A 12,917-nucleotide genomic window follows, 5' to 3' on the forward strand; every position below is an offset into this window, starting at 1 on the left:
ACGGCCGTCCACAGAAAGGACCACGACAGCCATGACGCCCGATCCGATGCTCGCCGCCGCGGCCGCCCTCCTGATCGGCGACGAGCGGATCACCGACGCCTCCGGCGGCGCCTACGAGCACGTCTTCCCCGGCACGGGAACGGTGAACGCGACGATCCCGCTGGCCGGGGCCGAGGAGATCGACGCGGCGGTGCGCAGCGCGAGCGCCGCGCAGCGCGAGTGGGCAGCGTTGTCGCCCGGCCGCCGTCACGACCTGTTGCGGGCCCTGGCCCGCGCCGTCGAGGCGGACGCCGAGACGCTGGCCCGGCTCAACGTCCACGACTACGCCGTACCCATCGCCATGAGCCCCGGCCAGGGGGCGATGCTCGTACGGTTCCTGGACTACTACGCCGGGTGGGTGGACAAGGCCACCGGCGAGATCGCACCGGTCGCAGGCTCCCACGACATCAACATGATCCAGCGTGAGCCCTACGGGGTCGTCGGTGTCATCGTGCCCTGGAACGGGCCGCTGGTAGGCATCGCGATGGCGGTCGCCCCCGCACTCGCCGCGGGCAACGCCGTCGTCATCAAGCCGCCGGAACTCGCCCCGCTGGCGCCCGTGCGCTTCGGCGAGCTGTGCCGGACGGCCGGGCTCCCGGCCGGTCTGGTGAACGTGGTCCCGGGCGGCCCGGCGGCCGGAGAGGCCCTGGTCCGGCACCCCGGGGTGGGGAAGATCCACTTCACCGGAAGCGGCGCGACCGCCCGCAAGATCGCCGTCGCCGCCGCCGACGGCCTCAAACCGCTGTCGTTCGAGCTCGGCGGAAAGTCGGCGAACATCGTCTTCGCCGACGCCGACCTGGACCGGGCGGCCGGCATCGCCGCCTTCATGGGGCCGCTGACCCAGTCCGGTCAGAGCTGCGCGTGCGGCAGTCGCATCCTGGTGGAGCGCAGCATCTATCCGGAGTTCCAGGAGCGGCTGGTCCACGCCGTCCGCAACGCCTCCATCGGCGACCCGTTCGACCCGTCCACCCAGATGGGGCCGGTGATCAGCCAGAGTGCGGCGGACCGCATCCTCGGGGTGATCAAGGAGGCGGTCTCGCAGGGCACCGGGAGGCTGATCACGGGCGGCAACCGAGTGGGCGGACCGCTCGCCGACGGCTACTTCATCGAGCCCACCGTCTTCGCCGACGTCCCCAACGACAGCCCGCTCGCCCGGATCGAGACGTTCGGCCCGGTGGTCTCGGTCATGCCGTTCGACACCGAGGACGAAGCGGTCGCGATCGCCAACGACACCGAGTACGGCCTCGTCGCCTACGCCCACACCTCCGACTTCGCCCGCGCCCACCGGATGGTGCGCAGGCTCCAGGCCGGATCGGTCTGGATCAACACCTTCAGCGACATCCAGCCGAGCGGCCCGTACGGCGGCTACAAGCGAAGCGGCTACGGCCGGCTGGGCGGCATCGAGGGACTGCACGAATTCACCCAGGTCAAGAACGCCCGCATCACCTTCGACGGGTGACGGGCGGCGTCGCGGAGAAATGAGGATGCGATGACCAAAGGACTCGACGGCAGGGTGGCCTTCATCACCGGGGCGGCCCGCGGACAGGGCCGCGCGCACGCCGTACGGCTGGCCCGGGAAGGCTGCGACATCATCGGCGTGGACATCTGCGCCGACATCCCCACGATGACCTACCCGAACGCCTCAGAGGCCGACCTCGCCGAGACCGTGAGCCTGGTCGAGAAGGAGGGCCGGCGGATGCTCGCCCGCAAGGCGGACGTGCGCGACTACGCCGCGCTGGTCAAGGCCGTCGAGGACGGGCACGCCGAGTTCGGCAGGCTGGACATCATCATCGCCAACGCCGGCATCATCCGGCTCGGCGAGGAGTCCGACGACTTCCTGGCCGACTGGAACGACATCATCGACACCAACCTCACCGGCGTATGGCACACCGTGCGCGCCGCCCTGCCCGCCCTGCGCGCCGGCGGCCGGGGCGGCTCCATCGTCATCACCAGCTCCACAGCGGGACTGAAGGGAAGCGCCAGCCTGAACGCCGGAGGCTGCGCCTACACCGCCGCCAAGCGCGGCGTCGTCGGCCTGATGCAGAATCTGGCCGCCGAACTGGCCCCGGAATGGATTCGCGTCAACACGATCCACCCCACCGGGGTGATCAGCGGAATGACCCAGAACGACGCCATGCGCCGGCTCATGGAGGAGGCGGCCGCCGGAGGTCAGAACGCTATCTCGGGCATGCAGAACGCCCTGCCGATCGAGATCCTCGACCCCGAGGACATCGCCAACGCGGTCGCGTTCCTGGTCTCCGACGAGGCGAAGTTCATCACCGGCGTCCAGTGGCCGCTGGACGCCGGCTTCGCCATCCGCTGAACCCACCATGCGGGCTGGTAGAGCGAGAACCGGCGGCGTGTCCGGCACGCCGCCCAGGCCCGCACACGGGTGGCACCGCGGCCTGACACCGGCACCCCGGCCGCACGAGTCGTGCCCACCGCGCCGGACGAACGGTGCCATCCCAGGTGACCACGGCGAGCATGCCGCTGGGCGAGCTTCTCGCGGCTCACCGGGCGAGCGGCGCCCGCCATGTACTTTCGGCGTCCAGCGAAGCGCCGTCCTCTCCCCTGATCCGGGCGATGATGCCGGCCGTGAGCACGCTCATGCGGTGGGAGCGGCTGCGATCATTCACCACCCGCCACCTCGCACGGGTACGTGTCAGGGCGAAGGAACGGCCGCGCGATCACTCCTGGGGGCACGCCGTCGTGACCTGGGCGGACGGCGAGACCCGGGAGGGCTGGCCGCGGCTGGGCGACGCACAGGAGTACACCGGAGCAGTGCCCGCAGAGATCGCCCGGCGGCTGCTGGCCGGTGAGGGCCGGCCTGGCGCGTACACCCCGGCCGCCCTCTTCGGCCCCACCCTCGCCGAATCGTGCGGCGCCGAATACCTGCCGCCCCCGCCCGTCCGGCGGTGACGCGACACATCGTCCTCGGCGGGGTTCGCCTCCAGGCCGGCCTGGAGCCGTACGGGCCGAGCATCGCCCCGGAAGTCTGAGCCGATCAGGCTGGGGGACCGGCGCGACCCCGCCGGGGAGGCTCAGGCGGGCCGCTCGGCCTCCAGCAACGACGCCGACAGTTGCCGCCGGGCACGTGCGACCCTCGACCGGACGGTGCCGACGGGGCAGCCGAGAGAGTCGGCGGCCTCGGCGTAGGACAGGCCGACCATCTGGGTCAGCACGAAGGCCGCTCGTCGTTCGGGGGGCACGCCGGTCAGCAGCTCGGCCAGGTGCACGCCGTCCTGCCAGCTCGGCAGGTCGCGCGGCTGGTGGCGCTCGGCGGCCGCCTGCCAGTCGGCGAGGTCCGCCACGACCGGCCGCGCCGACGCGGCCCGGAACCGGTCGATCACCACCCGCCGTGCGATGGACAGCACCCAGGTACGTGCGGACGACCTGCTCGCGAACCTCGGCAGACTGCTCAACACCCGGACGAAGGTCTCCTGCGTGAGGTCGTCCGCCGACTGCGCGTCGGTCAGGTGGGCCAGGAAGCGGTGCACGTCCGCGTACACGGCACGGGTGAACGCCTCCACCTCTTCGGGCGCGCCGGTGCGCGCGGCCATGGCGAGCGAGGTCAGATGCCGGTCGGCGACGGCCCGCTCATGGCCGGGGCCGGTACTCAAGTCGATCACTCCTCAAGCGACGGGCCGGGAACCGGGCCGCGCATGCGACGACCCGCTCCCGGCCGGCGAAGTCCAGCGCGGCCGTGCACCCATCGGCCGGCAGCGGCCTTGCGGCAGGTGCGAACGCCGGAGCCGCCCGCCGGGCAACGCCGCCGGCCACGAGCGGCCTCGATCACGCCGCTCGTGGCGGTGATCACCAGGTGTTCTTCCGGCCGCAGGTCAGGTCCACGCACGGCGCGCCGCATCACGGCACGGCGTCCCTCGGCCGAGGTTCCGTGCGCGTGACGGCGGATCGCGCCGGCGTGCGGACACCATGCCGCCGCGGCCCGTCGCGGCGGGCCTCAGCGGGCGGGCACGGGCGGGGGAGGGCCTCGCCGGTAGACGGCGGCGGCGAGCACCGGCGGCCGGTACGGCCGCGCTTCGGCCGGAGTGACGATCCGCGCGGGCACGCGGACCCGGACCGGCGCCGCGAGCAGCAGCCATGCGACCGCGAGCGGAGGCATGCCCCACAGGCGGAGCATCAGCCAGACGGTGCTCTCGCCCCGGTACAGCCACCATCCGGTCACCAGCGCGACCGTCAGGTGGGCGATCGTCATGCCGAGGCCGGGCGTGCCGCCGTGCTCGTGGCCGGTAGCCGCCACGGGCATCGGGGCGGATCGGGTGAACAACTCGTGCAGCGCGAACTGGGCGGCCGTCGTGGCCGCGAGCACGGCCTCCGGGCCGCGTTCGCGCCGGGCGAGCAGGAGGGCCAGGGCGAAGGTAACGGCCGCGCCGGCGAGCAGCGCCGGCATGGCCACCGGCATGCCACCGGCGAAGCTGTGACCGCCGGCGGACGCCACGACGCACACCGTCGCGAAGACGGCTGCTCGTGCCAGGCGCATGGCCTGCTCCACCGCGGACACGGTCCCATCCTTCCAGCCCGATGGCCCGCGCAGAAGATCGGCCCTTCGTTTCGTCCGGCCGGTCTTCAGAGCGCGCGCACGCTGACAGGTACGCACCCGCACGGCGGGCGGTTCGGCGCCGCGTGGCGCTTTCCCGGGCGTGCGTACGGGCAGGGCCGTGAGGTTCAGTCGCGTTCGGGCGGCGGGCGGAAGGTCTGCCGGTAGCGATGCGGGCTGGTGCGCAGTTCCCGGTCGAAGTGCGCGCGAAGGGCGGTGGCGGAGCCGTGCCCGCTGCGGTGCGCCACGGTGGGGATGGGCAGATCGGTGGTTTCCAGGAGTTCGCGGGCGAGCATGAGCCGCTGGCGGGCGAGCCACGCGAGCGGGGTGGTGCCGGTCTGCTCGCGGAAGCGGCGCGACAGGGTGCGGACGCTGACGCCGGCATGCCGGGCGATGTCGGCGAGGGTGATGGGCTCGGCCGCGTGGTCCCGCATCCAGGAGAGGGTGGCCGTCAGGGAGCCGTCCGCCGTGGCGGGAGGCGGTTGGGGGATGAACTGGGCCTGGTCGCCGTCGCGGGTGGGTGGCATGACCACGGCACGGGCCACCCCCGCCGCCGCGGCGGCGCCGAAGTCGCGGCGTACCAGGTGCAGGCACAGGTCCAGGCCGGCCGCCACGCCGGCGGAGGTGAACACCTTGCCGTCGCCGAGGTAGAGGGACGCGGCGTCGACCTGGACGTCGGGGTGGCGGCGGGCCAGCGCCGTCGCGGCGGCCCAGTGCGTGGTGACGCGGCGGCCGGCCAGCAGGCCCGCCTCGGCCAGGACGAACGCGCCGGTGCAGATGGACACGATCCGTGCCCCGCCGCTCGCGGCGTCGCGCAGCAGGGCGAGGACCGGCTCCGGGGTGGGCCTGGTGGTGGTGACGCCGGGCACCACGATCGTGTGGGCGTCCGCGGCGGCGTCCAAGCCGTTCGGGGCGGAGATCCGGTAGTAGGCGGTGCCGCCGGCCGTGGCGGTGACCGACGGCGCGGTGCCGCAGACGCGCACCTGGTAGGGGTAGGTGCCGTCGGGCAGCCGGGTGGTGCCGAAGACCTGGCAGGGGATGGCCAGGTCGAAGCCGACCACGCCGTCGAGGGCGAGGACGGCGACGACGCGCGGCTCAGCGGGCATCGGCCACCGACCGGTCGCGGCGCTGCCGGCAGCTCCAGTGGCAGCGCCGGTCAGGGCACACGCAGCGGGGACGCAGGCCGAACCGTATCCGCCCGGCGTCGTCGTGCACGGAGGCGTCCACGCCGTACACCTCGCCGATCACGGCCGGGGTGAGCACCCGCGCGGGCGGGCCGTGCGCGACCAGGCGGCCGGCGCGCAGGACGGCGACGGCGTCGGCGTACGCGGCGGCCAGGTCGAGGCCGTGCAGTGCGGCCAGGACGGTGACGCCGAGGTCGCGGACGAGTTCGAGGATGTCGAGCTGGTGGCGGATGTCCAGGTGGTTGGTGGGCTCGTCGAGCACGAGCAGGCGCGGCCGTCCGGCGAGGGCGCGGGCGAGCAGCACCCGCTGCCGTTCGCCGCCGGACAGCTCCCCGACGCGGCGGCCGGCGAAGGCCGACAGCCCGGTGCGGTCGAGCGCCTCCGCGACCGCGTCCTGATCGGCGCGGGTGAACCGGTCGAACATCCCCAGATGCGCGGTACGGCCCAGCGCCACGCTCTCCGCGACGGTGAACTCGAAGCCGGTGTGCTGTTCCTGCATCAGCACCCCGACATCCCTCGCGGCCCGTGCGGCGGGCATCGCCCACAGGTCACGGCCGTCGATCCGCACGACACCGGCGTCCGGGCGGCGGGCCCGGTACACCGCGCGCAGCAGGGTGGACTTGCCGCTGCCGTTCGGGCCCACCAGCGCGGTGAACCCGCCGGAGGGCACGCTCAGCGACACCTCGTCCAGCACGCCGCGCCCGCCCAGCGTCACCGACACCGCCTCGATGTCGAGCCTCATGCGCTCTCCTGACCGGCCAGCCCGCGGGCCCTCATGACGAGGAGGAAGAACGGGACGCCGAGGAACGCGGTGAGCACCCCGATGGGCAGTTCGGCGGGCGAGATGAGCATGCGGGCGGCGACGTCGGCCCACAGCAGGAAGACGCCGCCCAGCAGGACGGCGACCGGGAGCATGCGCCGGTGGTCGGCGCCGACCAGCATCCGGGCCAGGTGCGGCACGATCAGGCCGACGAACCCGATGCCGCCCGAGACCGCGACGACCGTACCGGTGAGCAGCGTGGTGAGGACCAGCAACTGCCATCGCAGCCGGCTGGCGTTGAGGCCGAGGGCCGCCCCCGCCTCCTCGCCCAGGACGAGCGCGTTGAGCCGGCGCGCCCGCGCCAGCAGCAGCACGGTGGCACCCGCGACCACGGCGGCCGGGACGGGCAGGGTGGCCCAGTTCGTGCCGGACAGGCCGCCGAGAAGCCAGAAGATGATCTGCTGCTGGGCGGCGGAGCTGTCCGTGCGGGCCAGCACGAACGAGGTGATCCCGGCGAACAGGTGCCCGAAGGCGACGCCGACCAGGATCAGCCGCACCGGCAGCAGCCGTCCGCCCTGCCGGGCCATCGCCAGCACGAGCGCCATCGCGGTGGCGGCGCCGCAGAAGGCCGCCGCCGGCAGGGTCAGCGCCCCGAGCACGGCGACGCCGGTCGTCAGCACGAGGACGGCGCCGACGGAGGCGCCGTGGGACAGCCCGAGCAGGTACGGGTCGGCGACGGGGTTGCGCACCACGCCCTGGACGACCGCGCCGGCGAGGGCGAGGCCCGCCCCGGCCACCACGCCCAGCAGGACGCGGGGAAAGCGGATCCGCCAGACGATCAGGTCGGCGGTGGCGGCGGTGTCGCCGCCACCGGTCAGGTGGTGGGCGAGGATGCCGGCGACCTCACCGGCGGGAACCCCGACCGGGCCGATCCCCGTGGCGACCACCGCCGACACGGTCAGCACCCCGGCCAGCGCGGCGAGCAGAGCGGGATACGGCGCCGCCGCGGCTCGCAGCGCGAGCGGCTTGGGCACGGTGGCGGTCATGTGCCGCCCGCGTGCATGTCCGTGGCGAGCTGCTCCAGGCCGTCGAGGTTGAGCGGGCTGGGGAAGGAGACCAGGTACTGCGACGTCGAGACGACCCTGCCGTGCTCGACGGCGGAGGTGCCGGCCAGCAGCGGGTTCTTCCTGACCCGGTCGGCCAGCTCCTGCCCCTTCGCCTTGGCGAACGGGTAGTCGCTGATCAGCCACAGGACCTGCGGGTCGCGCTGGACGACCTGTTCGGGGGAGATGTCGGCGTGCATCGAGGAGACGTCGGTGAACACGCTCCGCCCGCCCGCCATGACGATCAGGGCGTGCGCGATCGTGCCGCTGCCAGAGGTCTTGATCGGCTGCCCGGCCACCGGGTCGTCCTGCAGCACCAGCACCCGCGGCGCGTCCCCCGGCCTCGCCTTCGCCGCCACGGCCCGCTCGCGGGCGCGCAACTCGCCGATCAGCCTCTCGGCCCTGTCGGGCACCCGGAAGACGGCGCCGAGCTTGCGCACGTAGTCATAGGTGGGGGCGAGGTCGGTCAGCATGGGACCGGAGGGCAGGCACGCGGCCAGCCCTTTGGCGCTCATCGTGGCCAGGTCGGCGTCCTTGGGGCTGCCGGGCGGGCCGCCGAACGCGGAGAAGGCGGTCAGCACCAGGTCGGGCCGCTGGGCGGCGACGACCTCGGTGACCGGAACCCGCTCGGCCAGCACCGGGATTCCGGCCAGGCGCTCCTTGTAGGGCGAGCGGTCCACCGCGAACGGCGCCGGATAGCCGGTACCGATGATCTTGTCGGCCACGCCGAGCCGGACCAGCGTCTGCGCGGCGTACCCGTCCAGGGTCACCACCCGTTCGGGCACCTGCGCGAAGGTGACGTCCTTGCCGGCGCAGTCCTTGACCGTCACCGGGCCGGCGCCGGCCGCGGCCGTGGGCGTCTCGCCGCCACCGCCGCAGGCGCCCGCGACCAGCGGCAACAAGGCGGCCAGGCACAGCCTCGCCCGTCTGTTCGCCATCGGCGTCCCCCTCAGATGGACGCCGTCGCGGGCAGCTCCTGGCCGGTGCGCCACAGCGGTTCGCGGCGCTCGTACTCCAGGACGCGTTCCAGCAGCGCGGACGCGTCGGCCCCGAGGTGGCGTTCGACCAGCCACAGCGCCAGGTCCAGGCCGGAGGTGATCCCGCCCGCCGTCACCACGTCGCCGTCGTCCACCACCCGGGCCGCCACGTGCCGGCCGCCGGCCGCCACCAGGTCGGCGACCGCGCGATGGTGCGTGACGCAGGGACGGCCGTCCAGCAGCCCCGCCGCGCCCAGCAGCAGGGCGCCGGTGCACACCGACGCGAGCACCAGCCCGGGCCGGGCCGCCGCGGCGAGCGCGGCCGGAATCCGTCCGGCCGCCAGCTCCGCGCCCACCCCGGAGGTCTTCACCTGGGCGAACCCGCCTCCCGGCACGATCAGCACGTCGGCGTCGCCCGGCGCCCAGCCCTCGGCGGGCAGGACCAGCCCGCCCCCGCTGGTCACCGACCGCTCACCATCGACGCAGACCAGCCGCACCGTGACGCCGAGCCCGGCCCGGCCCGCCATGTGCAGCACCTCGTACGGACCCACCACGTCCAGGTCGTCCACGCCGTCGAAGACGACGATGTCGACGCGCATCCAGCTCTCCTCACCGTCGGTACCGCTTGGAGCACCCATGTTCACCGGGCGTCACCGCGGCGGGAAGCGGCCACGAGGCCAACATGCGCCGGATTCACGCCACGGCGACGGCCGCACTGCGGCCTGTCCGAGTAGTCGTCGCGCGGCCGTTCCCGGTTCCCGCGGCTTGTGAATCCCCGGCCGCCGGCCTCGTCTGATCACGCCGCAGGCGACCGGCGGATGATCCCGGCCACCGAGTAGGCCATGCACCCTGCGGTATCGTCCGGCGCCTCACACGCGCGTGCGCGCGGGCCCGGAGGACTGAGGCTCAGGGGTCGCCAAGTGCGCGGGGGTCATCCGCCTCGTCGCCGAGGCTGAGCAGCAGGGTGCGCAGGATCGCGGCGAGGTCGTCCTGCCGGTGCCGGTCGAGCGCGGCGAGGATGCGTCGTTCGTTGTCGAGGTGGGCGGCGACGGCGCGGTCGATGAGCTCGCGGCCGGCGGGCGTGAGGGCGACGACGACGGTACGGCGGTTGGCGGGGTCCACGTCGCGCGTGACGTAGCCCTTGGCGACGAGTCGGTCGAGCCGGTTGGTGACGGCGCCCGAGGTCACCATCGAGGAGCGGGCCAGCATGCCCGCGGTCATGCCGTCGGGCGAGCCGGCGCGGCGGAGGGTGGCCAGGACGTCGAACTCGCCCCGCTCCAGCCCGAACTCGTTGAAGAGCGCTTTGAGCTCGCGCTCGACGATCCGGGTCACCCGGGAGAGACGGCCGAGCACCCGCATGGGGGACGCGTCGAGGTCGGGGCGGGCGCGAGCCCACTGCTCCACGATGAGGTCGACGGCATCACGCTCCACGGCACTCCTCAGCGTTGAACTGTTTGACATCAACGTATCACTCGGCTTACCGTCTCCAGCGTTGAACATTTCAGTGTTGAGAGGTTTACCCGTGCACCGTCGGACAATGTCTGCCCTGCTCGTGCTCGGGCTGGCCGCCACGATGAGCGCGCCGGCCCAGGCGGCCGTCGGCCACCACCATGCCGCCGGCCACCATGTCGTCCACCATGCCGTCCACCATGCCGTCCACCGTCCCGATCCGGCGGTGTACCCGACCACGATCCGGCTGCCGAACGGGTTCCAACCCGAGGGCATCGCAACCGGACCCGGCCCGTACGCCTACTTCGGCTCCATGGCCGATGGCTCCATCTACCGCGCCGACTTACGCACCGGACGCGGCGCGATCATCAGCCGCGGGCCCGGCACCCCGGCCCTCGGGATGAAAACCGACCCGCACGGACGGCTGTTCGTGGCGGGCGGCACGGGCGGTGACGCCCGAGTCCTCGACGCCCGCACCGGCCGGGTACTGGCCTCCTACCGGCTGGCCACCGGCCCGGCATTCGTCAACGACGTCATCCTCACCCAGGGCGCCGCGTGGTTCACCGACTCCACCAACCCGGTGCTCTACAAGCTGCCACTGCGCGGCGAACGGCTACCCGACGCCGTGGTCCGGGTCCCGCTCACCGGTGACCTCGTGTACCACGACGGCCCCGGCAGCGCCGCCTTCAACGCCAACGGCATCACGCCGACCCCGGACGGCCGGGGTCTGATCGTCGTGCAGTCCAACACCGGCGGACTGTTCCGCGTCGACCCGGCGACCGGCACGACCCGCCAGGTGAACCTGCACGGCGAGACCCTGCCGGAAGGCGACGGCCTGTTGCTGCACGGCCGGACACTGTACGCGGTGCAGAACCGGTCCAACACCGTGGCCGTCCTGCGGCTGAACGCGGCGGGGACCGAGGGCCGCGTCGTACGGCGGGTGAAGGACAGCCGGTTCGCCCTGCCGACGACCATCGCCGCCTTCGGCTCCCGGCTGTACCTCCCCAACATCCAGTTCTTCACCACGGAGCCGACCCCCCACATCTCGTACAACGCCGTCGCCATCCCCCGCCCCTGAGCGGCGGCCGTGACGGGCGACCGCCGCCGACCACATCCCCCAGGGCCCGCCTCGTCCCTTCAAGGGGCGAGGCGGGCCCTGTCTCTTCCCACCTCCGTCACTCCTCGTAGCGAGGACCCCGTGCTGTACGGCCCGGGGGGTGTCGGCGGTGGCCGGGATTTGGGTGGTCAAAGAGCCGGTGCGCGCGAGCAGGAGCAGCAGCACCTTGGCCAAGCCGTCGCCCAGATGGGGGGCATGGTTCGCGCGGGCGCGCGCACACACCCGGCCCACCTCGGTCACCAGGCTGACCGCGTGCTCGACCAGAGAACCGTCCTCGTCTCCGCGCACCGCGTCCTGTAGATCGGCCAGAGACATCCCGGCGCCGTCGTGCCGGGCGAACTCCGGCTGAGCGCACAGGCTGACACCGCCGCGGTGAGCCATGGCCGGTCGGCGTCGTCGAGGAAGGGCCTGTGGGGGCCCCGGAGGTGAGCCTTCTCCGGGGCCCCTGGCGATCTAGAAGACGTAGGGCCAGCCTGCCGAGTCCCAGCCGAGTCTGTTGATGCCGAGCAGGGGTGCGCCGTTGTTGGCGTAGTAGTGGTAGAAGAGGACTGATCCGTCGTTGTCGTCCAGGTAGGTCTGGTGGCCGGGGCCGTGGATATTGCCATGGCCCGCCAGGATCTCGGTGCCGCCGCCGGAGTTCATCGCCACCCCGTTGCGGTCGGTGAAGGGGCCGTTGACCGAGGTGGAGCGGCCCACCATGATCCGGTAGGTGCTGGAGGCGCCCCGGCAGCAGTAGTCGAAGGAGACGAACAGGTAGTAGTAGGCGCCGCGGCGGATGAGGGTGGGCGCCTCGATGGCGCCGCCGCCTCGGCCGGCGACGCTGGTGAGGGTGGTGCCGCTGCGCCTGCCGGTCGCCGGGTCGAGTCGGATCTGCTTGATGCCCGACCAGAACGAGCCGAAGGTCAGCCACCAGCGGCCCTGGGCGTCGATGGTCAGGCTGGGGTCGATGGCATTGAAGTTGTCGCTGGTGCGTGACTCGATGACCAGGCCCTGGTGGGTCCATGATCCTGAGGCGCCGGTGGTGCTGGTGGCCAGGAAGATCGCCGAGCGGTTGGAGCCGAAGCTGGAGGCCGAGTAGTACATGTAGTACCGGCCGTTGACGTAGGTGATGTCAGGGGCCCACACGTGGTTGCTGCCGTTGGTGTAGGGGTGGGCCCACGGTACTCCGCCGGGGAACGCCGAGCCGGCGTTCCGCCAGGTGGTGCGGTCGGTGGAGGTCTTCAGCGAGATGTTGTTCCCGGTGTACGCCAGCAGGTATGTCCCGTCGGGCCGTTTGGTCACCTCGGGGTCGTGCACATCGATGTCGCCGGTGACGTAGCCGGGAAGGGGGTAGGCGAGTGCGGAGCCGCTGGTTTCGGCGGCCGCGGCGGCCGCGCCGGCGCCCGCGATCGATTGGCATAAGGCGAGCAGCGCCACGATGGACGACGCGAGCGCGACGACGATCCGGCGGTGGACGCGTCGTGGGCGGGGAGGGCTTGCGGGAGTGTTCACGGTGGTGTCTCTCCTTGAGGGGTCGAGTGGCGCGGCTCCTGATTGTTATCGCTAACATTTCGCGGTTCAGCGCTTAACGAGCACAGGGGAGATGCGCGCCAAGCTTCATGATCGATGTTCCCTGGCGGTGGATAGTGTTATCGCTAACATCACTATCCGGCGCGAAGCGGGTTCGCTCCGCCTCAGGGTGTCCGGTCGCCCACGCCCGCGGATCCCTCATGGCCCGCCGGCGGCCAGAC

At 72.8% G+C, this 12,917-nt stretch carries 13 protein-coding genes; 4 read left to right on the forward strand and 9 right to left on the reverse strand.

From position 1 onward, the window contains the following. Positions 1–31: 31 nt before the first annotated feature. The 3 genes from HNP84_RS34795 to HNP84_RS34805 all read left to right on the forward strand — a co-directional run bounded on the left by HNP84_RS34795 (position 32) and on the right by HNP84_RS34805 (position 2,958). Positions 32–1,498 carry an aldehyde dehydrogenase family protein gene (locus HNP84_RS34795; protein ID WP_185054295.1) on the forward strand — a complete coding sequence of 489 codons (1,467 nt, stop codon included), beginning with the start codon at positions 32–34 and terminating at the stop codon, positions 1,496–1,498. A gap of 30 nt (positions 1,499–1,528) precedes the next feature. Next, positions 1,529–2,362 carry a mycofactocin-coupled SDR family oxidoreductase gene (locus tag HNP84_RS34800; protein ID WP_185054296.1) on the forward strand — a complete coding sequence of 278 codons (834 nt, stop codon included), beginning with the start codon at positions 1,529–1,531 and terminating at the stop codon, positions 2,360–2,362. Between the two features lie 272 nt (positions 2,363–2,634). Then, positions 2,635–2,958: a hypothetical protein gene (locus HNP84_RS34805; protein ID WP_185054297.1), complete on the forward strand. Its 324-nt coding sequence runs from the start codon at positions 2,635–2,637 to the stop codon at positions 2,956–2,958. Between the two features lie 122 nt (positions 2,959–3,080). On the opposite strand, the gene HNP84_RS34810 is transcribed toward HNP84_RS34805, so the two are convergent. The 8 genes from HNP84_RS34810 to HNP84_RS34845 all read right to left on the reverse strand — a co-directional run bounded on the left by HNP84_RS34810 (position 3,081) and on the right by HNP84_RS34845 (position 10,052). After that, positions 3,081–3,659, reverse strand: coding sequence for a sigma-70 family RNA polymerase sigma factor (locus HNP84_RS34810; RefSeq protein ID WP_246519095.1), 579 nt, complete (start codon positions 3,657–3,659; stop codon positions 3,081–3,083). A gap of 341 nt (positions 3,660–4,000) precedes the next feature. After that, positions 4,001–4,561, reverse strand: coding sequence for an MFS transporter (locus HNP84_RS34815; RefSeq protein ID WP_185054298.1), 561 nt, complete (start codon positions 4,559–4,561; stop codon positions 4,001–4,003). Positions 4,562–4,725: 164 nt separating this feature from the next. Then, a complete protein-coding gene (locus HNP84_RS34820; protein WP_185054299.1) occupies positions 4,726–5,703 on the reverse strand; it encodes a GlxA family transcriptional regulator in 978 nt (325 codons plus the stop codon). After that, positions 5,693–6,523 carry an ABC transporter ATP-binding protein gene (locus HNP84_RS34825; protein WP_185054300.1) on the reverse strand — a complete coding sequence of 277 codons (831 nt, stop codon included), beginning with the start codon at positions 6,521–6,523 and terminating at the stop codon, positions 5,693–5,695. The genes HNP84_RS34820 and HNP84_RS34825 overlap by 11 nt, the downstream gene beginning before the upstream one ends. Next, positions 6,520–7,587: a FecCD family ABC transporter permease gene (locus HNP84_RS34830; protein WP_185054301.1), complete on the reverse strand. Its 1,068-nt coding sequence runs from the start codon at positions 7,585–7,587 to the stop codon at positions 6,520–6,522. The genes HNP84_RS34825 and HNP84_RS34830 overlap by 4 nt, the downstream gene beginning before the upstream one ends. Further along, a complete protein-coding gene (locus tag HNP84_RS34835; protein WP_185054302.1) occupies positions 7,584–8,582 on the reverse strand; it encodes an ABC transporter substrate-binding protein in 999 nt (332 codons plus the stop codon). The genes HNP84_RS34830 and HNP84_RS34835 overlap by 4 nt, the downstream gene beginning before the upstream one ends. A gap of 11 nt (positions 8,583–8,593) precedes the next feature. Then, positions 8,594–9,220, reverse strand: coding sequence for a DJ-1/PfpI family protein (locus HNP84_RS34840; RefSeq protein WP_185054303.1), 627 nt, complete (start codon positions 9,218–9,220; stop codon positions 8,594–8,596). Positions 9,221–9,527: 307 nt separating this feature from the next. Further along, entirely contained in the window at positions 9,528–10,052 is a 525-nt protein-coding gene (locus tag HNP84_RS34845; RefSeq protein ID WP_312926453.1) for a MarR family winged helix-turn-helix transcriptional regulator, read from the reverse strand. Between the two features lie 106 nt (positions 10,053–10,158). Between HNP84_RS34845 and HNP84_RS34850 the strand changes: the two genes are divergently transcribed. Continuing rightward, positions 10,159–11,148, forward strand: coding sequence for an NHL repeat-containing protein (locus tag HNP84_RS34850; RefSeq protein WP_221337149.1), 990 nt, complete (start codon positions 10,159–10,161; stop codon positions 11,146–11,148). A gap of 492 nt (positions 11,149–11,640) precedes the next feature. On the opposite strand, the gene HNP84_RS34855 is transcribed toward HNP84_RS34850, so the two are convergent. Then, a complete protein-coding gene (locus tag HNP84_RS34855; protein WP_312926455.1) occupies positions 11,641–12,678 on the reverse strand; it encodes an arabinan endo-1,5-alpha-L-arabinosidase in 1,038 nt (345 codons plus the stop codon). Positions 12,679–12,917: the final 239 nt, after the last annotated feature.

The organism is Thermocatellispora tengchongensis, from assembly GCF_014202315.1.
Classification (GTDB): domain Bacteria; phylum Actinomycetota; class Actinomycetes; order Streptosporangiales; family Streptosporangiaceae; genus Thermocatellispora; species Thermocatellispora tengchongensis.